This window comes from Hydrogenophaga sp., from assembly GCF_028698005.1.
Classification (GTDB): Bacteria; Pseudomonadota; Gammaproteobacteria; order Burkholderiales; family Burkholderiaceae_C; genus Hydrogenophaga.
Genome location: NZ_JAQVEJ010000041.1, coordinates 1 through 20,552, shown reverse-complemented (window position 1 = coordinate 20,552; position 20,552 = coordinate 1). Strand labels below are relative to the sequence as shown.

The following is a 20,552-nucleotide window of genomic DNA, read 5'->3' as shown; positions in this document are numbered from 1 at the left end:
CGCCGTGCGAGAGGCGGTCGGCCCGGATGCCTACCTGACCATCGACGCCAACGGTTTCTGGAGCTACGAAAAGGCCCTGCACATCATCCGAAAGATCGACTCCGCGGGGCTGGACCTGATCGAGCAGCCACTGCCACACTGGGACATCGAGGGCATGGCCCGCCTGCGTGCCGCCGTGCGCACGCCCATCTACGCCGACGAGTCGGCGCAGGAGCTGCACAACATCAAGGAAATCATTGACCGCCGCGCCGCCGATGGCCTGTTCATCAAGCTGCAAAAGGCCGGCGGCCTGGTCAAGGCCCAGCGCTGGCTGACCATGGCGCGCCTGGCCGGCCTGCCGGTGCACTGCGGCTGCATGATCGGCTCGGGTCTGGAGCACAGCCCCGCCGCCCACCTGTGGGTGGCCAATGAATGGGCCACGCAGGGCCTGAACGAATCCATCGGCCCGCTGATGATCCACGGCACCATGGAGAGCAAGAACATCGAGCCCGGCACCGACATCTCGCTCAACATCCCCCGCTTCGAGGGCGGCATGTGCTACCCGAACGAAGGTCCGGGCCTGGGCATTGAGCTCAATGACGACTTCCTGGTGCGCAACCGGACCGCGGGCCGCGAACCCCGCGTGGTGGCCCTGTGACGCAGCGCCAGGGGCCGCTCGGCCATCTCACGGTGGTCGAGTTCGCCGGTCTGGGGCCGGCACCCTTCGCCGGCATGATGCTGGCCGACCAGGGTGCGCGCGTCATCCGTATCGACCGCCCGGTCAAGCCGGGCGCCAAGGGCGGCATGGCCGCACTGACCGCGCGCCGCAGCGATGTCCTCGCACGCGGCCGCGAATCCATCACGCTGGATCTCAAGAGCCCCGAAGGGCGCGACACGGCGCTGCGCCTGATCGAGCGCTCCGATGTCCTGCTCGAGGGGTTCAGGCCCGGCGTCATGGAGTCGCTTGGTCTCGGACCGGATGTCTGCCTCGCGCGTCAGCCCCGCCTCGTCTATGGCCGTGTCACCGGCTGGGGACAGGACGGACCACTCGCGCAGGCGCCCGGGCACGACATCAACTACGTGGCCCTGACCGGCGCGCTGCATTCGTGCGCGCGTCCGGGCCAGCCACCTACCGTCACGCCCGGCCTGATCGGCGACTTTGGTGGCGGGGGCATGCTGCTGGCTTTCGGTGTGCTGGCCGCCGTCTCGCACGCACAGCAAACCGGCCGTGGCCAGGTGGTGGACGCGGCGATCTGCGACGGCGCCGCGCTGCTGTCGTCGCTGGTTTACGGCTGGCGCTCGGCCGGCCTGTGGAATGCCGAAGCCGGCACCAACAATGGTGATGGCGGCTCGCACTTCTACGACGTGTACCGCTGTGCCGACGGCCGCTACATCTCGGTTGGCGCGATGGAGCCACAGTTCTACGCCGCACTGCGCGAGCGCTGTGGGCTCGCCGACCCGGCCTTCGATGCCCAGTGGGACTCACGCCAGTGGCCGGCACTCAAGCAGAAACTCGCCGAGGTGTTCCTACAAAAGACGCGCGACCAGTGGTGCACCCTGCTCGAAGGCAGCGATGCCTGCTTTGCCCCGGTGCTGAGCCTGGACGAAGCCCCGGACCATCCGCACAACCGCGCCCGTGGCACGTTCGCGCAGGTCGATGGCATCACCCAGCCGGCACCCGCGCCACGCTTCAGCGTGACGCCCGCCGCCCCATGCCGCCCCGTGGGCGAGGCCGGCGCTGAGACCGAGTCCATCCTGCGCGAGCTGGGTCTTCCGGTGGACACCGCAGCGCCCTGAACGGTCCCGGACTGGCGTAGGATGACGCCATGAGTCATTCCCAGCCAGCCCACGCCGATTTCATCATCATCGGCGCCGGCATCGCCGGCGCCTCCCTCGCCTACTTCCTCGCGCCCCAGGGCCGTTGCCTGGTGCTTGAGCGCGAAAGCCAGCCCGGCTACCACAGCACCGGGCGCTCGGCCGCCCAGTTCATCGCCAGCTACGGCCCACCCCAGGTGCGCGCCCTCTCGCGCGCCAGCGAACCCTTCTTCACATCGCCGCCCGCGGGCTTTGCCGACACCCCCTTGCTGACACCGCGCGGCCTGCTCACGGTCGCCGGTCCGGACGAAATGCCGCACCTGGAAGATGCCTGGGCGACGCTGCAGCAGACCAGCCCGCGCGGGCGCCGGCTCACGGCGGCCGAAGCGCTGGCCATGGTGCCGGTGCTGCGCCCCGACAAGGTCAGCGCCGCCATCCACGAGCCGGACAGCTTCGACATGGACGTGCACGCCATTCACCAGGGCTATCTGCGCGGCTTCCGGCATGCCGGCGGCGAGCTGATCGCCGATGCCGAGGTGGTGGCCATCGAACGCCGGGGCGAACGCTGGCACGTGCACACGGCGCGCGGTCTCAGCTTTGCCGCGCCCGTGCTCGTCAACGCCGCCGGCGCCTGGTGCGACGAGGTCGCCCGGCTGGCGGGCGCGGCGCCCATCGGCCTCGTGCCCAAGCGGCGCAGCGCCTTCACCTTCGCGCCGCCCGCCGGGGCAGACACCACGGGCTGGCCCTTGCTGCTGGCTGCCGACGACAGCTTCTACATGAAGCCCGATGCCGGCGCCCTGCTGGCCTCGCCGGTCAACGCCGACCCGACCCATCCGCAGGACGTGCAGCCCGAAGAACTGGACATCGCACTCGGCATCCACGCCCTCGAAACCTGGACCACACTCACGCCGCGCCCTACCCACGCCTGGGCCGGCCTGCGCTCCTTCGTGGCCGACGGCGATCTGGTCGGCGGCTTCGATGCCCAGGCGCCGGGCTTCTTCTGGTGTGCGGCCCAGGGTGGCTATGGCATCCAGACCAGCGCCGCCATGGGCGAGGCCTGCGCCGCGCTCGCACGCGGCCTGCCGCTGCCCGCGCACATCGCCGACTGCGGCCTGAGCGCCGACATGCTCTCACCCGCGCGGCCCACGCTGCGCCCCTGAACCGGACACCCCATGCTGCCCTTCGACTTCAGCCACCACTACCCCAGCACCCGCCTGCCAGTCTTCGCCCGCAACGTCGTCGCCACCTCGCATCCGCTGGCCGCGCAGGCCGGGCTGCGCATGCTGCTGGCCGGCGGCAACGCGGTGGACGCCGCCATTGCCGCCGCCGCGGCGCTGACCGTGACCGAACCCGTGAGCAACGGCCTGGGCTCCGACGCCTTCTGCATCCTCTGGGACGGCCGGCAGCTCCATGGCCTGAACGCCAGCGGCCACGCGCCCGAGGCCTGGACGCCCGCGTATTTCCACCGCAAGTACGGCGACGGTGCCCAGACGCCACCCAAGCGCGGCATCGATGCCGTGACGGTGCCCGGCGCCGTGGCCGGCTGGATGGCGCTGAGCCGGCGCTTCGGCAAACTGCCCTTCGGCGACCTGCTGCAGCCGGCCATCGAGCTGGCCGAGCGCGGTTACGCCGTGCCGGTGGTCGTGCAGCAGAAATGGGCGGCGGCCACACCCGAGTTGCAGTCGCTGCCCGGCTTCGCCCAGGCCTTCCTGCCCTGGGGACGGGCACCCCGGGTGGGCGAAGTGTTCCGCTTCCCGGCCGCCGCGCGCGGCCTGCGCGCCCTCGCCGAAACGCAGGGCGAAGCCTTCTACCGCGGCCCCATCGCCCAGGCGCTGGCCCGCTTCGCCGCCGCCCAGGGCGGCGCCCTCAGCGAAGCCGACCTGGCCGCGTTCGAGCCCGAATGGGTCACCCCGATCGGGCAGGACTACCGTGGCTACACGCTGCACGAGATCCCGCCCAACGGCCAGGGCATCGCGGCACTGATCGCCCTGGGCATCCTGGGCCATTTCGACCTCGCGTCCCTCGGACCCGACAGCGTGGCCGCGCAGCACCTGCAGATCGAGGCCATGAAGCTGGCCTTCGCCGACGTTTACCGCTACGTCGCCGACCCGCGGGCCATGGACCTGACGCCCGAGCAGATGCTCGATCCGGCCTACCTGAAGGCACGCGCGGCCTGCATCGACCCGCGTCGCGCACAGGATGTCGGCGCCGGCAACCCGGCCAAGGGCGGTACCGTGTACCTCACCACCGCCGATGCCAGCGGCATGATGGTCAGCTTCATCCAGAGCAACTACATGGGCTTCGGCGCCGGTGTGGTCGAGCCCGAATTCGGCATCAGCCTGCAGAACCGTGGCCACGGCTTCAACCTCGCCACAGCGCCCGGGCGCAACACCGCCAACCTGGTGGCGCCGCGCAAGCGGCCCTTTCACACCATCATTCCGGCCTTCCTCACGCGCGACGGCCAGCCCGTGATGAGCTACGGCGTGATGGGCGCCAACATGCAGCCCCAGGGCCACGTGCAGACCCTGGTGCGCATGCTCGACCACGGCCAGCACCCGCAGGCGGCGTGCGATGCACCACGCTGGCGCTTCGACGCCGGCCTGCACATCAACGTGGAATCGGCCATGGACCCGGCCACCGTGCAGGGCCTGGTCGATCTGGGCCACCAGACCCGCACCATCGACGATCCCTACCAGGACTTTGGCGCCGGCCAGTTCATCTGGCGCCTGGGCGACCCGGCCGACCAGGGCTACGTGGCCGCCAGCGACCCGCGCCGCGACGGCATGGCAGCGGGCTTCTGACGACGCAGCGACGGCCGGAGGGCGATGCGATGGGCGCGCTCAGGCTTCGGCGCCCTCGCCCGGCGGCCGGCAGAGCACGATCGTCACCAGGGCCGAGGCGTCCTCCAGCGCATACACCGCATGCGGAACACCGCCCGAGAGGAACAGCATCTGCCCGGCCTCCAGCACGTTGCTGTGGCCTTCGACCGTGACGTCGATCCGGCCTTCGATGCAGTGAACGGTGATTTCGCCGGCCACCTGGTGGGGCGGAAACGATTTCCCCGCCGGCAGCACGAGCCGGATCACCTCCAGCTGCTCGGACTTGAACAGCGCAATGGACACCTCGCCCGACAGGCGCTGGCCCAGGGGCCGGACATCGATGAGCTGCCCGGAGCTCGCATGTGAAATGGCCATGGTGCCAGTATGCGCCTGAGCAGGCTTCGGCGCAACGGCCACGCCCGGCGCAACCGGAAGCGGCCCTCAACCTCCGGCCGGACTCTTGCCTGCGTCGTTCTCCGGCAACAGGCACCCCTCGGTCACCTGCAGCTCGTTGTCCTTGGCGAAGTTCATCACGAAGTCCCAGGCCATGGGTTCGGCGTCGCGCAGGTCGGTGTGGACGATGACGACCTTGATGCCGTTCATCACGGTGGGCACGCACCAGGGCGAGTAGGCAATGTGGCTGCCCGGGGTGGGCCTGGCGCCGCCCGGGCGGAACGGACTCATGACCCCGGCCAATCGCTCCGCCCAGTCGCTGGGTCGGAACGTGCGTCCACTGCGGGTGATGCCCTGAATGAACACTTGTTTGGCGGTGGGTGTGACGGCCATGATGGTTCGCTTGGTGCCTTCGCGGGGTGTGCGAGGCGGGGGATTTTGCGCGCCGGCACGGCGCAGGGTAGGCGGCCGTTCCGGATGGCGGTATTGTATCTTATATAAGACTTGGCACAGGGACAAACCGGTGTGGCCGCCGGACACAGGTGCGTCCGTGGGCGGAGCCGGCATGACATGGCTGTGATACCAAACACGCAATGATCGTGCCCGAAACAGCCCCTACAATGGACTTCCAACGGCCGGCTCAACCCACGTGTTGGGCCGCTTCTTTTTTCGCATTTGTTCTTTTTCCACCCGCCAAGTTCACGGAGCCCTGAGCCATCATGAATGCCGCCACCGCCCCCGTTGTCCCGTCGTCGCCGCATGTGATGAACACCTACGGCCGGCTGCCGATCGCGATGTCGCACGGGCGCGGCTGCCGTGTCTGGGACGTCAACGGCAAGGAATACCTGGACGCGCTGGCCGGTATCGCGGTCAACACGCTGGGCCACGGGCACAGCAAGCTGGTGACGGCGCTGCAGGACCAGGTGGCCAAGCTGATCCACTGCTGCAATTACTACCATGTGCCCGGCCAGGAAGAACTGGCCCGGATGCTGGTCGAGCGCTCGGGCATGAGCAACGTGTTCTTCTGCTCGTCCGGCCTGGAGGCCAACGAGGCCGCGCTGAAGCTGGCCCGCAAGTATGGCCATGACAAGGGTATCGAGCGCCCGGAAATCGTGGTGTACGACAAGGCCTTCCACGGCCGCTCCATCGCCACACTCAGCGCCACCGGCAACCCCAAGGTGCAGGAAGGCTTCGGTCCGCTGGTCGAAGGCTTCATCCGCGTGCCGGCCAACGACATCGAGGCCGTGAAGCAGGCCACCGAAGGCAACCTGAACGTGGTCGCGGTGTTCTTCGAGACCATCCAGGGCGAAGGCGGCATCAACCCGATGCGCGCCGAGTACCTGCGTCAGTTGCGCGCGCTGTGCGACGAGCGCGGCTGGTTGATGATGATCGACGAGGTGCAGTGCGGCATGGGCCGCACCGGCAAGTGGTTCGCCCACCAGTGGGCCGGCATCGTGCCCGACGTGATGCCCCTGGCCAAGGGCCTGGGCTCGGGCGTGCCGATCGGCGCCGTGGTGGCCGGCCCCAAGGCGGCCCATATCTTCCAGCCGGGCAACCACGGCACCACCTTCGGCGGCAACCCGCTGGCCATGCGCGCCGGCGCCGAAACCATCCGCATCATGGAGCAGGAAAAACTGCTGGACAACGCCACCCGGGTGGGCAATTTCCTCCGGGGCCGGCTGGAGCGCGCACTGGCCGGCAAGCCCGGCGTGAAGGACGTGCGTGGCCAGGGCCTGATGATCGGCATCGAACTGGCGCACCCCTGCGGCGTGATCACCCAGCGTGCGGCCGATGCCGGTCTGCTGCTGAGCGTGACGGCCGACTCCGTGATCCGGCTGGTGCCACCGCTGATCATGACCGAAGAAGAAGCCAACCAGGTGGCCGAATTGCTGCTACCGATCATCGATACCTTCCTGGCGGAGCAGGCCTGAGCACCCGAGGAGCGCAGCACCATGACGACCCACACCCCCATCCAGCACTACCTGCAGTTCAAGGACCTGAGCGCCGACGAATACGGCTACCTGCTGGGCCGTGCCGCCTTCATCAAGGCCAAGTTCAAGGCGGTCGAAAAGTACCAGCCCTTCGCCGACCCGGACCGCACGCTGGCCCTGATTTTCGAGAAGGCCAGCACGCGCACGCGCGTGAGCTTTGAGGCCGGCATGTACCAGATGGGCGGCTCGGTGGTGCACCTGACCACGGGCGACAGCCAGCTCGGCCGCGCCGAGCCCATCGAGGACAGCGCACGCGTCATCAGCCGCATGGTCGATCTGGTGATGATCCGCACCTTCGGGCAGGACAAGCTCGAGAAGTTTGCCGCGTATTCGCGCGTCCCTGTCATCAACGGCCTGACCAACGAGTTCCACCCCTGCCAGATCCTGGCCGATCTGTTCACCCTGGTCGAGCACCGGCCGGCCGCCAGCGGCAACCCGCTGGACGCCATCAAGGGCAAGGTCGTGGCCTGGGTGGGCGATGGCAACAACATGGCCAACACCTGGCTGCAGGCCGCCGAACTGCTGGGCTTCACCGTGCACGTGAGCACGCCCAGCGGCTACGAGGTGGACACGAAGCTGGCCGGCGTCACCCGAACCGATTGCTTCAAGGTGTTCAAGGACCCGAAGGAAGCCTGTCGCGGTGCCGACCTGGTCACCACCGACGTCTGGACCAGCATGGGCTACGAGGCCGAGAACGAGGTACGCCGCACCGCCTTCGCGCAGTGGTGCGTGGACGAGGCGATGATGGCCGTGGCCAAACCCGACGCGCTGTTCATGCACTGCCTGCCCGCCCACCGCGGCGAGGAAGTGACGGCCGAGGTCATCGACGGCCCGCAATCGGTGGTCTGGGACGAGGCCGAAAACCGCATGCACGTGCAGAAGGCCCTCATGGAGTACCTGCTGCTCGGCCGCCTGGCCTGAGACGCGGGCCAACACCCCACCAGGACGGCCCCGATGGCCACGACGGAGATGGCAGCATGAGCCGGTGCCAGGCCTGCGGTGCCTGCTGCGCGAGCTTTCGCGTCGATTTCTCGATCGACGAAACGGCCTCTGCCGGCGGCTGCGTGCCCGACGGCCTGTGGGTACCCCTGACCGGCACCCTCGCCCGCCTGTGCGGCACCGACCATGCACAACCCCGGTGCGCCGCGCTCTACGGCCAGGTCGGCCAGCGGGCCACCTGCGGCATCTACGAGTGGCGGCCCGGCCCCTGCAGGGAGTTCGAGGAAGGCAGCGAGGCCTGCGCCCAGGCCCGGCGGCGCCATGGCCTGCCGCCGCTCGGCGACGGGCTCTGATCCTTTTTCATGCAGGCCCTGATCGACACCATCGCCCGGATGGCACCGTCTGGTGACGCACACCGTGTGTTCCACGGGCGCGGCGGTCTGCACCCGGGCTGCGAGGATTGGACACTCGACTGGTACCCACCGGTGTGGGTGGCCACCCACTTCGGCAACACCAGCGACGACGATGTCCGTGCCCTGGGCGAGGCGCTGCAGGCCCGGTGGGCCATCATCGGCCAGGGCCAGCCCCTGAACTGGGTGCTGCAGCGGCGCCAGCCCGACGGCCCGGTCAGCCGACCCGTCACCGAATGCATGGCCGGCAGCGTGCCCGAGCCGCATGTGGTCCATGAGGGCGGCGCACGCTACCTCGTGCAGGTGATGAAAGGCCAGAATCGCGGCCTGTTCCTGGACATGGCCGAAGGCCGGCGCTGGGTGCGCGACCACGCCCGGGGCGCCCGCGTGCTCAACCTGTTCGCCTACACCTGCGCGTTCTCCGTCGCCGCGCTGCACGGCGGTGCCACCGAGGTGATCAACCTGGACATGGCCGGCGGCGCCATGTCAACCGGCCAGCGCAACCACCGGCTCAACTTCGCCGGCACGCCGCGGGACGGGCGCGCCCGCTTCCTGGTGCACGACCTCTTCCATTCGTGGGGCAAGCTCACCCGCATGGGGCCGTACGACCTGGTCATCGCCGACCCACCCAGCTACCAGAAGGGCAGCTTCGTGGCACTGAAGGACTATCCCCGGCTGCTGCGCCGCCTGCCCGACCTGCTGGTGCCCGGCGGCCAGGCACTGATCTGCCTGAATGCCCCCGAGATTCCGGAATCCGTGCTGCGCGAACAACTGGCCCGCGAAGCCCCGACCCTGGTGGTGGAGCAACGTCTGCCCAATCCACCCGCCTTCGCCGATGCCTCACCCGACCGGGCGCTCAAGGTGCTGCTCGCGCGGCAGGGCTGAGGCGACAGGCCGGGTGAACAACAATTGCTTACACCCTGTCGCCGTTTCAACCCTACAATGCAAGTGCTACTTTTTCAGTAGCTCTCCAAAAAAAAGACGAAGCCCGCTGTCACACCCCCGGCGCCCATTCCAGGCGCTGGTCCTTCATGAACATCGCACCGCTCCCGATCAGGGACCGGTGCGATGCTCTGCATGGAAGGCGATACCCATCGCCATCCGTCAGCGCAGTGGGATGGGCAGGGGTCCGACGGCGCCCTTGAATTCCTGCAGCGAGAAATAGGTATGCACGTGCAGCACGCGCGGCAGCCGGTGCAGCTTGCTCTGCAACAACACCGAATAGGCCTGCAGGTCGGGCGCGACCACCACCAGAATGAAGTCGTGCGGTCCCGAAATGCCATGGCACAGCACCACCTCGGGAATGGCCAGCACGGCCTGCTCGAACGCCAGTGAACTGGCTTCGTTCTGGTGGTCGATGGTGACCATGACGAAGGCCATCACCCCGTAGCCCAGCCCCTGGCGGTCCAGCCGTGCGTGATAGCCGCGGATCAGGCCGCTGTCCTCCATGCGTCGCACGCGCCGCCAGCTGGGCGACTGCGACAAATGGGCCACACCGGCGAGCTCGGTGGAGGTCAGCCGTGCATTGTCCTGCAACGCCTGCAGCAGCCTGAGATCGGTGGAGTCGCGCTCGGTTTGCATAAATTTTCCGTGAATACCAGGAATATGAGTTGAATTATTCCTTTTTTCGGAAACAGGCAAATAAAGCTTCGAGTCCAGGCGACCAGTTCCTAGAATTTCGCCAGCCATTGACCAGCCCGTTGCGCCATCCGGACATGAACTCACCTGCTGCACCGACCGACCGCCCCCAGGCCGAAGAAGCCCGGCGTGCGCTGTGGGACATTTCACCGCCGGTGCATGCCGGCAGCCCGGTGTTCCCGGGCGATACCGCGTACACCCAGGCCTGGAGCGCCACCATCGGCCCCGGTTGTCCGGTCAACGTCAGCGCGATCACTCTCTCACCCCACACCGGCGCGCACGCCGATGCGCCGCTGCACTACGACGCCCGGGGTGTCGCCGTGGGCGCCCTTGATCTGACCCCCTTTCTCGGCCGCTGCCGCGTGATCCACGCCATCGGCTGCGGTCCGCTGGTCCAGCCGGCGCACCTGGCGCACGCAGCGGACGGACTGCCGCCCCGGGTGATCGTCCGCCTGTACCCGCACATGCCGCAGGACCGGTTCGACAACGACCTGCCCGCCTTCGACCCCGCGACGGTGACGTGGCTGGCCGACCGGGGCGTGATGCTGATCGGCACCGACAGCGCCAGCATCGATCCGGCCAGCAGCAAGACGCTGGACAGCCATCAGGCGGTCCGTCGCCATGGCCTGCGCGTACTGGAGAACCTGCTGCTCGATGACGTGCCCGAGGGTGACTACGAACTGATCGCCCTGCCACTCAGACTCACCACCGCCGACGCCAGCCCGGTCCGGGCGGTCTTGCGTGAGTTGTAACTAATTGGAACCAATGGAAACCAATTTCAACATGACCCTCACCCTGCAGGATTGTCAGGCCATGGACGCGGCGGACCCGCTGCGCGAACTGCGCGCACAGTTCTCGATACCCGCCGACACCATCTACCTGGACGGCAACTCGCTGGGCGCCATGCCCGCCCGCACACCGGCCCGCGTGGCCCGGGTGGTGAGCCAGGAATGGGGCACCGACCTGATCCAGAGCTGGAACAAGCACGGGTGGTCGCAACTGCCGGGCCAGGTGGGCGACAAGATTGCACGGCTGATCGGTGCCGGTGCCGGCGAGGTGGTGGCCACCGACAGCACCTCGATCAACCTGTTCAAGGTCCTTGGTGCCGCGCTCCCTATCGCGCAGGCCGATGCACCCCGGCGCAAGCGCATCGTCAGCGAGCGCAGCAACTTTCCGACCGACCTCTACATCGCCGAGGCGCTGTGCAAACAGCACGGCTGGGAGCTGGTGCTGGTGGAATCCGATGCCGTGGCAGCCGCGCTCACGCCCGACGTGGCGATCCTGATGCTCACGCACGTGAACTACCGCACCGGCGCCATGCACGACATGGCGGCGCTGACCGCCGCGGCCCATGCGGCCGGCATTCTCACGGTGTGGGACCTGGCCCACAGCGCGGGCGCGGTACCGGTCGACCTCAAGGGTGCCGGGGCCGACTTTGCGGTGGGTTGCGGCTACAAGTACCTCAACGGCGGCCCGGGCGCTCCGGCCTTCGTGTGGGTGCATCCGCGGCACACCGACCGTTTCTGGCAACCGCTGGCCGGCTGGTGGGGCCATGCCGCACCGTTTGCCTTCACCCCCGAGTACCAGCCGGCCCCGGGCATCGCGCGCTACCTGTGCGGCACGCAGCCCATGATCAGCCTGGCCGCGCTGGAGTGCGGCGTGGACACGGTGCTGGCGGCCGAGCCGCTGGGCGGCATGGCGGCGTTGCGCGCCAAATCGCTGGCGCTGACCGACCTGTTCATCCGCCTGGTGCAGGAACGCTGCGCCGGCCATGGCCTGGGACTGGCCACACCGCTCGAGCACACCCAACGGGGCTCGCAGGTCTGCCTGACCAGAAGCGAGGGTGCCTACGCCATCGTGCAGGCGTTGATTGCACGGGGTGTGATCGGCGACTTCCGCGCCGGCGATGATGGCATGCACCCGGACATCCTGCGTTTTGGCTTCACGCCGCTGTACATCGGCTTCGAGGACGTATGGCACGCCGTGGAACACCTGAAGCAGGTGCTGGAGCACGGCGAGTGGCAGCGTCCCGAATTCAACCGCCGGCACGCCGTCACCTGAAGGAGCGCCCCATGACCTGCCCGCACCACGACACCCCGCCCGCATCGCGGCCCGAGTCCATCGTTCACGAAGAGAAGGCACAGCTCGACTTCAGCCGCGACATGAGCTACGGCGACTACCTGCAGCTCGACGCCATCCTGAATGCCCAGCAACCGCTGTCGCCCGCACACGACGAGATGCTGTTCATCGTGCAGCACCAGACCAGCGAACTGTGGATGAAGCTGATGCTGCACGAGCTGAGCGCCGCCATCCGCAACATCGCGGGCGACGAGCTGAACCCGGCCTTCAAACAACTGGCGCGCGTCAGTCGCATCATGGAGCAACTGGTGCACGCCTGGGACGTGCTGGCCACCATGACGCCGCCCGAGTACAGCGCGATCCGGCCCTACCTGGGGCACTCGAGCGGCTTCCAGAGCTTCCAGTACCGCTGCATCGAGTTTTCGCTGGGCAACAAGAACGCGGCCATGCTCCAGCCACACGCCCACAACCCGCAGCGGCTGGCCATGGTGCGGGCCGCCTACGAGGCGCCGTCGCTGTACGACGAGGCCCTGCGCCTGCTGGCGCGCCGTGGCATCGCGGTGCCGGCCAGCCACACGCAGCGTGACTGGACACAGCCCTACGAGGCCAGCGACGCGGTCGAGCAGGCCTGGCTGCAGGTGTACCGCGACCCGAAGCAGCACTGGGACCTGTACCAGTTGGCCGAAGAGCTGACCGATCTGGAGGACGCCTTCCGGCTCTGGCGTTTCCGCCACGTCACCACCGTGGAGCGGGTTATCGGCTTCAAGCGCGGCACCGGAGGCACCGGCGGTGTGAGCTACCTGCGCAAGATGCTGGACGTGGTGCTGTTCCCGGAGATCTGGAGGCTGCGAACGGATCTCTGAACGCTGCGCCTACCGAGGCCGGATGTCGTTCTTGCGGATGACCTCGGCCATGGCGGCGGTATCGGTCTTGACACGGTTGGCCAGGCCCTCGGGCGAGGTGCCCGCCACCTGCCAGCCTTGGGCCAGGATCTTCTGGCGCACCTCGGGTTGGCGCACGATGTCGGCCAGCAAGGTCGCCAGCCGGTTCACATGGGCCTTGGGCAGGCTGTTGGGCGCGGCCACGGCATTCCAGATCTCCAGTTGCAGGCCCTTGACACCCGCTTCGCTCAGGCTGGGCACGGCGGGCACGACGCTGCTGCGGCCGGCCGAGGTGACGCCAATGGCGCGCAGCTTGCCGCCATTGACCTGCGCCATCGCCAGGCCCGGCGGCAGCAGCGCCATCTGGACGTCGCCGCCGATCATGCCCGTGATCACCTGCGGGTTGCCCGGGTAGGGCACATGCACCGGCGCCAGGCCGGTGAGCGACTTGATCAGTTCCATGCCCAGATGGGCCACGGTGCCGATACCGGGCGTGCCGTAGTTCCAGCGGTCGCCGGCACGGCGGGCCTCGGCCAGGAAGTCGGCCGCCGTCGCGCCAGGCGCACCGGCCGGCGCGGCCAGCACCAGCGGTGCCACGGCCAGCAGCGACACCGGCGCCAGGTCGGTCAGCGGGTCGTAGGGCGCGGCCGGGTTGAGGATCTTGGCAATCGTCATGTTGCCGTTGATCATCAGGCCGATCGTGTGGTTGTCCGTCGCACGGGCCACCATGTCGGCGGCGATGTTGCCACCGGCACCCGGCCGGTTCTCGACCACCACGGCCTTGCCCAGGGCCTGTGACAGTGGCTCGGCGATGGTGCGTGCCATCAGGTCGGGCGACGAGCCGGCGGGGAAGCCCACCAGCATGCGCAGCGGGCGGGCCGGCCACTCGGCCTCCTTGCCGGCCTGCGCCCAGGCCGGGGTGACCGCGAGCGCGGCCAGAAGGGTGGTGGTGGCAGCCAGCCAGCGGCGGCGGGGTACGCGGTCGAATGTCGTCAGTGGCATCAGGGTCTCCTTGTTGGTGTGGCCCATCACTCAGCGCGGGGGGCATGCGGCCCCCCATACAGCCAAGGCTGGTCCAGCAGCGATTCTCCCATCATTGCCATGGCCACGTTCCGGCCCAGACGCATCAGTCCGCTCGCATGGAAGATGCGGCCATTGCGTTCGGAGCGGGCCTGCACGCGGGCATTGCGTGCCCAGCGCGCCTGGGCATAGCGCGCGAACAGCGCGGACCAGTCAACCGGGTAGCGAGAATCGGCGCGCAACCGGCCCAATGTCCAGGCGTCCTCGATGGCCATCGCCGCCCCTTGCGCCAGATAGGGACGCAGCGGGTGCGCCGCGTCACCCAGCAGTGCCACCCGACCACGCGCCTGCTCCCCGGGACCCGCCATCGGTGGCCGGTCGTTCAGCGGCCACAGCTTCCATCCACGCACCGCGCCGATCACGGCCATGAGGTCGCTGCAGGCCGGGCCCAGCGCGCGCGTGAGATCGGCCGCGTGCGCGTCATGGGTCCAGCTCTGGGGATCGCTGCCCGCGGCGCCGCCGTGCCCCTGGCCCAACACCCCCTCGACCACCGCCACCACATTGAAGACCTCGCCCCGGCGTACGGGGTAATGCACCACATGCAGGCGGTCCCCCAGCCAGGCCGTGACCACCGGCTCGCGCAGGGCGGCCGGCAAATCCTGCGGCAGCGCCAGCCCACGGTAGGCCAGATGTCCACTGGCGCGCACCGGGTGGGCGCCCAGCAACTGGGTGCGCACCTGGCTCCACAGCCCGTCGGCCCCGACCAGCGCCGCGCCCCGCAGATGCCGGCCATCCTCGCAGGTCACCGACACCCCGTCACCCTCCTCGGCGAACGAGGACACGCGCGCGCCCAGCGACACATCCATGTCCGCCCGCGCCCGCAAGGCCTTGAGCAGCAGGCTGTGGAGGTCGGCACGGTGGATCGTGGCATAGGGCTGGCCATAGCGGGCCCGGATCGTCGCCCCCAGTTGCAGGCACCCCAAGGTCGCGGAGGAGCGGGCGTCCCGCACCTTCAACGCTTCCGGAAACGCCACGCACTCGGTCAGGCCGTCCGACAGGCCCCAGGCATTGAGTACCCGGACCGCATTGGGCCCCAACTGGATACCGGCCCCCACCTCGGCCAGGCGGGCCGACTGTTCCAGCACCCGGACCCGTTGCCCTGCGCGGGTCAGTGCCAGTGCACAGGCCAGCCCCCCGATACCACCGCCAGCAATCACCACATCTTGCATCATGCAGTCATTGTGCCCAGGGACGGGACCCGTGCGCTTGACACGGATCAGGAAGGTTGGACTGCATGCCCGCGAAGCGGCTGGCAGGCCGGCGTGCCGCCGACGTCAGGCCGCGGCCGCCACCTCGGCGCGCCGGGAGCCCCGATGCGCCAGCAACGCAAAGCACAGGACCGCCAGCATCGACGAAACCGCCATGGTCAGCGCCATCGGCACTGCCGTGTCCTTGCCCCCCAGGCCGACCAGGGGCGATGCCACGGCACCGAGCAGAAACTGCATCGCGCCGAGCAGGGCCGATGCCGACCCCGTGGCCCCGGGCGCCTGCGAGATGGCCAGGGCGCTCGCATTGCCCAGCGTCATGCCCACCGGGCAGATGGCCAGGAACACGCAGGGCAGCATCAGCGCGGGGCCGGCGCCCGTGAGCACGCACAGCAACACAAGCAGGGACGCCAGCAGACAGGTGCCGATGCCGATGGCGACCAGCCGCTGTGGCGGCACACGGCCCAACCAGCGAGCCGAGATCGCGCTGACCACCGCGATGCCGATCGCATTGGCACCGAAAGCCAGCGAGTAGGCCGCCGGCGACAGGCCCAGGATGCTCTGGAACACGAAGGGCGACGCCGAGATGTAGCCGAACAGCACCATGAAGATGAAACCCGACATGAGCACGTAGCCCAGGTAGCTGCGGTTGGCCAGCACCTGGCCCATGGTGCGCAACAGGGCCGGCACACCGCCGCGCGCGCGGCGCTCGGCGGGCAGGCTCTCGTCGATGCAGCGCAGCACGCCCACCAGCGACACGGTCGAGAGCACCGCCAGCACCACGAACACCGCACGCCAGCCGGCCAGCGCCACGACACCCGCACCCACGCTGGGCGCCAGCACCGGCGCCAGGCCGCCGATGATCATCATCACCTGGAACAGGCGCGCCGCCTCGATCGCGCTCCGGGCCCGGTCGGCAATCACCGCCCTGGCCAGCACCACACCCGCCGCGCCACCCAGGCCCTGCAGGAAACGCCAGACGACCAGATGGCCGACGTCCGCCGCGAACGCGCAGAACAGGCCCGACACGATGGCCAGCGCGGTGCCGGCGAGCAGGGGTTTGCGCCGCCCGAAGCGGTCGGACAGGGGACCGATCAGCAACTGGCCGCCGGCCAGCCCCGCCAGAAAGGCCGTGAGCGTGACCTGGATGCCGGCGGCACTGGCGCCCAGTTGCTCGGCCATGACCGGAAAGGCCGGCAGGTACATGTCGGTCGCCAGCGGAGCCACGGCCGACAGCAGCGCCAACGCAGCGATGGCCGCCATCGGAAGCGGAAATCCCGTTGTCATACAAATTCCAGGTGGGGGCGTGGAGGTGGCCCGGCCGATCGGGTGGTGATGGCGGGCATATACCGTATTGCGGTACAGTGTCCCAAAATTATAGTTTTGCAGCGGCCCAACATCCCCGACTGCAGACCCCATTGCCCAGGAGACAGCATGGACATTCGGACGGACCGTGGCGCAGGCATCCAGGTCATCGCCCGGGCGGCGGCGGTGCTGCGCGCACTGGGCGATCACCCCGGCGGCCTGAGCCTGGCCGAGATCGCCGGCCGGATCGGACTGGCACGCTCCACGGTGCAACGCATCGTGCAGGCGCTGGAGGTCGAAGGCTTCGTCGAGGCACGGGGCCCGCAGGGAGGCTTTCAGCTCGGCCCGATGCTGCCGCGCCTGGTGTACCGCCGCCAGATCGACATCGTCTCTTCCACACGCCAGCACCTGGAGATGCTGGGCGCCGAACTCGGCGAAACCACGGCGCTGTGCACGCTCACCGGCGACCAGGTCACGGCGCTGGACCGCTGCATCGCCGAGCGCGTGCTGCGCGTGGCCTTTCCACTGGGCACCATTCCGTTCCCGGCGCAGGACCTGGCACCCGGCCTCGTGATGCTCGCACAACTCTCCCCCGAGGCGCTGACCCTGGCCATGGGCACACCCACGCCACCGCGCGCGCTGACGCAGCGGCTGGCGCAGGTGCGTGCCAGCGGCCGCGCCGAGGACAGCATCGACGATTGCCGGGGGTTCTCGGTGGCGTTGCGCAGCCTGTTCGGCCTGTATGCGCTGTGCGTCATCGTCCCCCAACCCCGTGCGCAGGGGCGGGAGGAGCGCATCTTCGCGGCACTGGAGCGCTGCCGCGACGAACTGGAGCGCAAGTTCGGCCAGGCGGGTAGCGAACCGGCACCCGGACAGGCCGGGGCTAGAGCACCCGGTTGAACCAGTACAGCGACAGCCCCGCAGACAGCAGCACCAGCACCGCCGCCACCAGCGCCAGCAGCGCCGTCACCTCGGTTTCGCGCTTTTCGACCGTCAGCCGTGTGCTCAGGGACTCGTAGACCTGCCTGAGGTTTTCCGCCGTGCCGGCATGGAAGTACTCGCCCCTGGTCGTGCGCGCCACTTCCTTGAGGGTGTCCTCGTCCAGCCGCACCCGCATCGACCAGCCCTCGAAGCCGATCACCTCGCCATCGACCGTGCCCACGCCCACGGTGTAGACGCGCACGCCGCGATCGGCCGCCATCTGGGCCGCCTCCAGCGTGTCCACGCCCGTGGTGCGCTGCCCGTCCGTCAGCAGGATCACGGCCGCCGAACCGTAGGAGCCCGGTGGCACCGGCTCGACCGGCGGCGTGGCACCTCCCGCCGCGGGTGGGCGCTGGTCGATGGCCCGGCCACGCGGCCCGAACGGGTCACTGTGACGCCCCCAGGTGACACTGGCCAGGTCGATCTGGCCCGGGAAGATCTCCGACAATGCCACCACGATGGCACTGCCGATGGCCGTGGCACGCTGCAACTGGAATTTGTCGATGGCCGTGTTCAGATCCTCGCGGTTGAGGGTGGCCGGCTGCACGACCTGGGCCGACCCGGCAAAGGCCACGATGCCCACCTTCACATGACGCGGGAGCTCCTTGATGAAAGCCTTGGCCGCGTTCTGCGAGGCCACCAGGCGGTTGGGCTCCACGTCGGTGGCGCGCATGCTGCCCGACACATCCATCGCCAGGATGATGGTCTGCTGGGTCGACGGCAGCGTGACGGTGGCCATGGGCCGGGCTGCCGCCAGCAGCAGGGCGGCAAAGGCCAGCAACAGCAGCACCGGGGGCACATGGCGGCGCCAGTTCGTTGCCGTGCCCATGGCCTCGCGCACGATGGACAGGCTCGCGTAACGCAGCGACACACGCCGGCGCCGCCGCAGTATCCAGAGATACAGCAGCACCAGCAGGGGCAGCAGGAGCAGCAGCCACAGCAGTTGCGGCCAGAGGAAGCTCATGGGCAGGGTGTTCATGCGGCGGCCCCCCTGGTCGGCCGATGATGCAGGCGCTGGCGGTGCCGGCGCAGATCGACGAAGCGGACCACCGCCTCGGCCAGATCGTCGTCCGTCGACAATTCCAGCGTATCCACGCCGGCGCGGGCCAGGCTTTCGCGCAGCTCGGCCTCGCGCTGGGCGGCGATGCGCGCAAAGCGCTGGCGAAAGCCCCGGTCGTGCGTGTCCACCAGCAGTTGCTCGCCGGTCTCGGCATCGCGGATGGTCAGCAGGCCCAGGTCGGGCAGTTCCAGCTCCAGCGGATCGAGCAGGCGCACGGCCACCACGTCGTGGCGCCGGGCCAGCTCGCCCAGTGGCTGCTCCCAGCCCGGCTCGCTGATGAAGTCCGACACCACGAACACGGCGCTGCGCTGGCGGACCGTGAGCGCCGCCGAGCGCAGCAGCTCGGCCAGGCGCGTCGGCCCATGATCGGGCATCTCGGCAGCGGGCGCCGGTTCGGCTCCACCCACCAGATGCAGCAGGCGCAACACCTGCGTGCGGCCGCCGCGCACCGGCAGCATGGTGTGCACTCCCGCCCGCCCCTGACCACGGTACAGCAGCGCCCCCACCCGGTTGCCATGCCGGGTGATCAGCCGGGCCAGAACGCCGACAAAGCCCTGCAGCACCTCGCGCTTGCGCTGCGCGCCAGAACCGAAATCGACCGACGGGCTGAGGTCCAGAAGGAACCAGGCCGCCATCTCGCGGTCCTCGGTGAACACGCGCACGTGCGGCTGCTGCAACCGTGCGGTCACATTCCAGTCGATGTGGCGCACATCGTCGTGCAACTGGTATTCGCGCAAGTCGGCCAGGTCCAGCCCCGTGCCCCGCAGCAGGGTGCGGTAGTCGCCCTGCAACAGGCCGTCGAGCCGACGGATCACCGTCCACTCCAGGCGACGCAGCAAGGCATCGGCTCCCGGCGGCCCGGCGCGCTCCGCCGGCTGGGGCAAGCGTTGGGCAGTGCTTCCCTGTCGCTGGCGCTGGAACAGGTTCAACAGCATGACCGGCTCCGCTCAGGCCACTTTCGGCTCATGTTCCGGCACCCGGGCCGGCGGCGGCACGGCCTTCATGATGCGCGCCACCAGCGCGTCGCTGTCCAGCCCCTCGGACAGCCCCTCGTACGAGAGCACCAGGCGGTGGCGCAGCACGTCGGGTACCAGATCGGTCATGTCTTCGGGCAGGGCATAGCTGCGGCCACGCAGCAGGGCCAGCGCCCGCGCGCCCTCGACCAGCCCGATGGTCGCACGCGGGCTGGCACCGTAGGTGAGCAGCCGCCCCATGTCCCGCAGGCCGTGCCGCTCGGGTGTGCGTGTGGCGGACACCAGCCGCACCGCGTACTGCACCAGGGACGGGTCCACGTACACCTGACGGCACTGGTGCTGCAGTTCGGCCAACTCACCGGTGGTGGCCACCGCCTGCACCTGCACCGCAGGTCCCGTCACGCGCTCGACGATGACATATTCCTCTTCGTCGGTGGGGTAGTCCACCAGCACCTTCATCATGAAACGGTCGACCTGCGCCTCGGGCAGCGGGTAGGTGCCCTCGGTCTCGATGGGGTTCTGCGTTGCCATGACGAGGAACGGGTCGGGCACCTTGTGCGTCTCGCCCGCGATCGTCACCTGGCGCTCCTGCATCACCTCCAGCAGCGCGCTCTGCACCTTGGCCGGCGCGCGGTTGATCTCGTCGGCCAGCAGCAGGTTGGCGAACACCGGGCCCAGCGCGGTGGTGAACTCACCGGCTTTCTGGTTGTAGATGCGCGTGCCCACCAGGTCGGCCGGCACCAGATCGGGCGTGAACTGGATGCGCCTGAAACGCCCACGCACCACATCGGCCAGCGTCTTGACGGTCAGCGTCTTGGCCAGGCCGGGCACCCCCTCCACCAGCAAGTGCCCCTGCGCGAGCATGGCCACCATCACGCGCTCCAGGAAGCGGTCCTGCCCGACCACCACGCGCTTGACCTCGTACAGGATCTGTTCCATGAGCTGGGCGGTGTCGAGGGGGGTGTTCTGGCTCATGCGGCGCTCCGGTGGGTTCAGAAGGGTG

Annotated in this window: 21 protein-coding genes; 12 read left to right on the top strand and 9 right to left on the bottom strand. The window is 69.1% G+C overall.

Going from position 1 to position 20,552, the window contains the following annotated elements; genetic code table 11:
• The 4 genes from PHQ87_RS06440 to PHQ87_RS06425 all read left to right on the top strand — a co-directional run.
• Positions 1–637: enolase C-terminal domain-like protein (locus PHQ87_RS06440; RefSeq protein WP_300232252.1), on the top strand; the 637-nt coding region annotated here is incomplete at its 5' end.
• On the top strand, positions 634–1,776 hold the full coding sequence (locus PHQ87_RS06435; RefSeq protein ID WP_300232249.1) for a CaiB/BaiF CoA-transferase family protein: 1,143 nt from the start codon (positions 634–636) through the stop codon (positions 1,774–1,776). The genes PHQ87_RS06440 and PHQ87_RS06435, both read left to right, overlap by 4 nt.
• Positions 1,777–1,805: 29 nt before the next feature.
• Positions 1,806–2,954 (top strand): FAD-dependent oxidoreductase, encoded by a 1,149-nt coding sequence (locus PHQ87_RS06430; RefSeq protein WP_300232246.1) that lies wholly within the window; start codon positions 1,806–1,808, stop codon positions 2,952–2,954.
• A gap of 15 nt (positions 2,955–2,969) precedes the next feature.
• A complete protein-coding gene (locus tag PHQ87_RS06425) occupies positions 2,970–4,595 on the top strand; it encodes a gamma-glutamyltransferase family protein (RefSeq protein ID WP_300232255.1) in 1,626 nt (541 codons plus the stop codon).
• Between the two features lie 39 nt (positions 4,596–4,634).
• On the opposite strand, the gene PHQ87_RS06420 is transcribed toward PHQ87_RS06425, so the two are convergent.
• Together PHQ87_RS06420 and PHQ87_RS06415 are read right to left on the bottom strand one after the other, a co-directional pair.
• Positions 4,635–4,988 (bottom strand): cupin domain-containing protein, encoded by a 354-nt coding sequence (locus PHQ87_RS06420; RefSeq protein ID WP_300232244.1) that lies wholly within the window; start codon positions 4,986–4,988, stop codon positions 4,635–4,637.
• A 66-nt stretch (positions 4,989–5,054) separates the two neighbouring features.
• On the bottom strand, positions 5,055–5,399 hold the full coding sequence (locus PHQ87_RS06415; RefSeq protein WP_300232242.1) for a DUF3579 domain-containing protein: 345 nt from the start codon (positions 5,397–5,399) through the stop codon (positions 5,055–5,057).
• 326 nt (positions 5,400–5,725) lie between these two features.
• Here PHQ87_RS06415 and PHQ87_RS06410 point away from each other — a divergent pair, with 326 nt between their 5' ends.
• Genes PHQ87_RS06410 through PHQ87_RS06395 form a run of 4 tightly spaced genes read left to right on the top strand, consistent with a single transcriptional unit; the run spans position 5,726 to position 9,231 of the window.
• On the top strand, positions 5,726–6,937 hold the full coding sequence (locus PHQ87_RS06410; RefSeq protein WP_300232240.1) for an aspartate aminotransferase family protein: 1,212 nt from the start codon (positions 5,726–5,728) through the stop codon (positions 6,935–6,937).
• Between the two features lie 21 nt (positions 6,938–6,958).
• Positions 6,959–7,918 carry an ornithine carbamoyltransferase gene (gene argF, locus PHQ87_RS06405; RefSeq protein WP_300232238.1) on the top strand — a complete coding sequence of 320 codons (960 nt, stop codon included), beginning with the start codon at positions 6,959–6,961 and terminating at the stop codon, positions 7,916–7,918.
• Positions 7,919–7,974: 56 nt separating this feature from the next.
• Entirely contained in the window at positions 7,975–8,289 is a 315-nt protein-coding gene (locus tag PHQ87_RS06400) for a YkgJ family cysteine cluster protein (protein WP_300232235.1), read from the top strand.
• Between the two features lie 9 nt (positions 8,290–8,298).
• Entirely contained in the window at positions 8,299–9,231 is a 933-nt protein-coding gene (locus PHQ87_RS06395; protein WP_300232233.1) for a class I SAM-dependent methyltransferase, read from the top strand.
• Positions 9,232–9,450: 219 nt separating this feature from the next.
• Here PHQ87_RS06395 and PHQ87_RS06390 read toward each other — a convergent pair whose 3' ends face one another.
• Positions 9,451–9,927, bottom strand: a complete 477-nt coding sequence (locus PHQ87_RS06390) for an Lrp/AsnC family transcriptional regulator (protein ID WP_300232231.1) — start codon at positions 9,925–9,927, stop codon at positions 9,451–9,453.
• Between the two features lie 134 nt (positions 9,928–10,061).
• Between PHQ87_RS06390 and kynB the strand changes: the two genes are divergently transcribed.
• From kynB to kynA, 3 genes are read left to right on the top strand one after another with little or no spacing between them, the layout of a single operon-like run.
• A complete protein-coding gene (kynB, locus tag PHQ87_RS06385; RefSeq protein ID WP_300232229.1) occupies positions 10,062–10,736 on the top strand; it encodes an arylformamidase in 675 nt (224 codons plus the stop codon).
• A 31-nt stretch (positions 10,737–10,767) separates the two neighbouring features.
• The gene (gene kynU, locus PHQ87_RS06380) at positions 10,768–12,045 is read left to right on the top strand and encodes a kynureninase (RefSeq protein ID WP_300232227.1); all 1,278 of its coding nucleotides are present in this window, start codon (positions 10,768–10,770) and stop codon (positions 12,043–12,045) included.
• A gap of 11 nt (positions 12,046–12,056) precedes the next feature.
• Positions 12,057–12,926, top strand: a complete 870-nt coding sequence (kynA, locus tag PHQ87_RS06375) for a tryptophan 2,3-dioxygenase (protein WP_300232224.1) — start codon at positions 12,057–12,059, stop codon at positions 12,924–12,926.
• Positions 12,927–12,935: 9 nt separating this feature from the next.
• Here the strand turns inward: kynA and PHQ87_RS06370 are convergent, their stop codons facing one another.
• From PHQ87_RS06370 to PHQ87_RS06360, 3 genes are all read right to left on the bottom strand, one after another.
• Positions 12,936–13,946 carry a tripartite tricarboxylate transporter substrate binding protein gene (locus tag PHQ87_RS06370; protein WP_300232222.1) on the bottom strand — a complete coding sequence of 337 codons (1,011 nt, stop codon included), beginning with the start codon at positions 13,944–13,946 and terminating at the stop codon, positions 12,936–12,938.
• A gap of 26 nt (positions 13,947–13,972) precedes the next feature.
• On the bottom strand, positions 13,973–15,196 hold the full coding sequence (locus PHQ87_RS06365) for an FAD-dependent monooxygenase (protein ID WP_300232220.1): 1,224 nt from the start codon (positions 15,194–15,196) through the stop codon (positions 13,973–13,975).
• Between the two features lie 102 nt (positions 15,197–15,298).
• On the bottom strand, positions 15,299–16,516 hold the full coding sequence (locus PHQ87_RS06360) for a multidrug effflux MFS transporter (protein ID WP_300232218.1): 1,218 nt from the start codon (positions 16,514–16,516) through the stop codon (positions 15,299–15,301).
• 147 nt (positions 16,517–16,663) lie between these two features.
• Between PHQ87_RS06360 and PHQ87_RS06355 the strand changes: the two genes are divergently transcribed.
• Positions 16,664–17,434, top strand: coding sequence for a helix-turn-helix domain-containing protein (locus tag PHQ87_RS06355; protein ID WP_300232216.1), 771 nt, complete (start codon positions 16,664–16,666; stop codon positions 17,432–17,434).
• Here the strand turns inward: PHQ87_RS06355 and PHQ87_RS06350 are convergent.
• The 3 genes from PHQ87_RS06350 to PHQ87_RS06340 are packed head-to-tail and all read right to left on the bottom strand — an operon-like array spanning position 17,418 to position 20,524.
• Positions 17,418–18,479: a VWA domain-containing protein gene (locus tag PHQ87_RS06350; protein ID WP_300232253.1), complete on the bottom strand. Its 1,062-nt coding sequence runs from the start codon at positions 18,477–18,479 to the stop codon at positions 17,418–17,420. The genes PHQ87_RS06355 and PHQ87_RS06350 overlap by 17 nt on opposite strands.
• An 11-nt stretch (positions 18,480–18,490) precedes the next feature.
• Positions 18,491–19,510 (bottom strand): DUF58 domain-containing protein, encoded by a 1,020-nt coding sequence (locus tag PHQ87_RS06345; RefSeq protein ID WP_300232214.1) that lies wholly within the window; start codon positions 19,508–19,510, stop codon positions 18,491–18,493.
• A 12-nt stretch (positions 19,511–19,522) separates the two neighbouring features.
• Complete coding sequence (locus PHQ87_RS06340; protein ID WP_300232211.1) at positions 19,523–20,524, bottom strand: MoxR family ATPase; 1,002 nt, start codon at positions 20,522–20,524, stop codon at positions 19,523–19,525.
• Positions 20,525–20,552 lie beyond the last annotated feature (28 nt).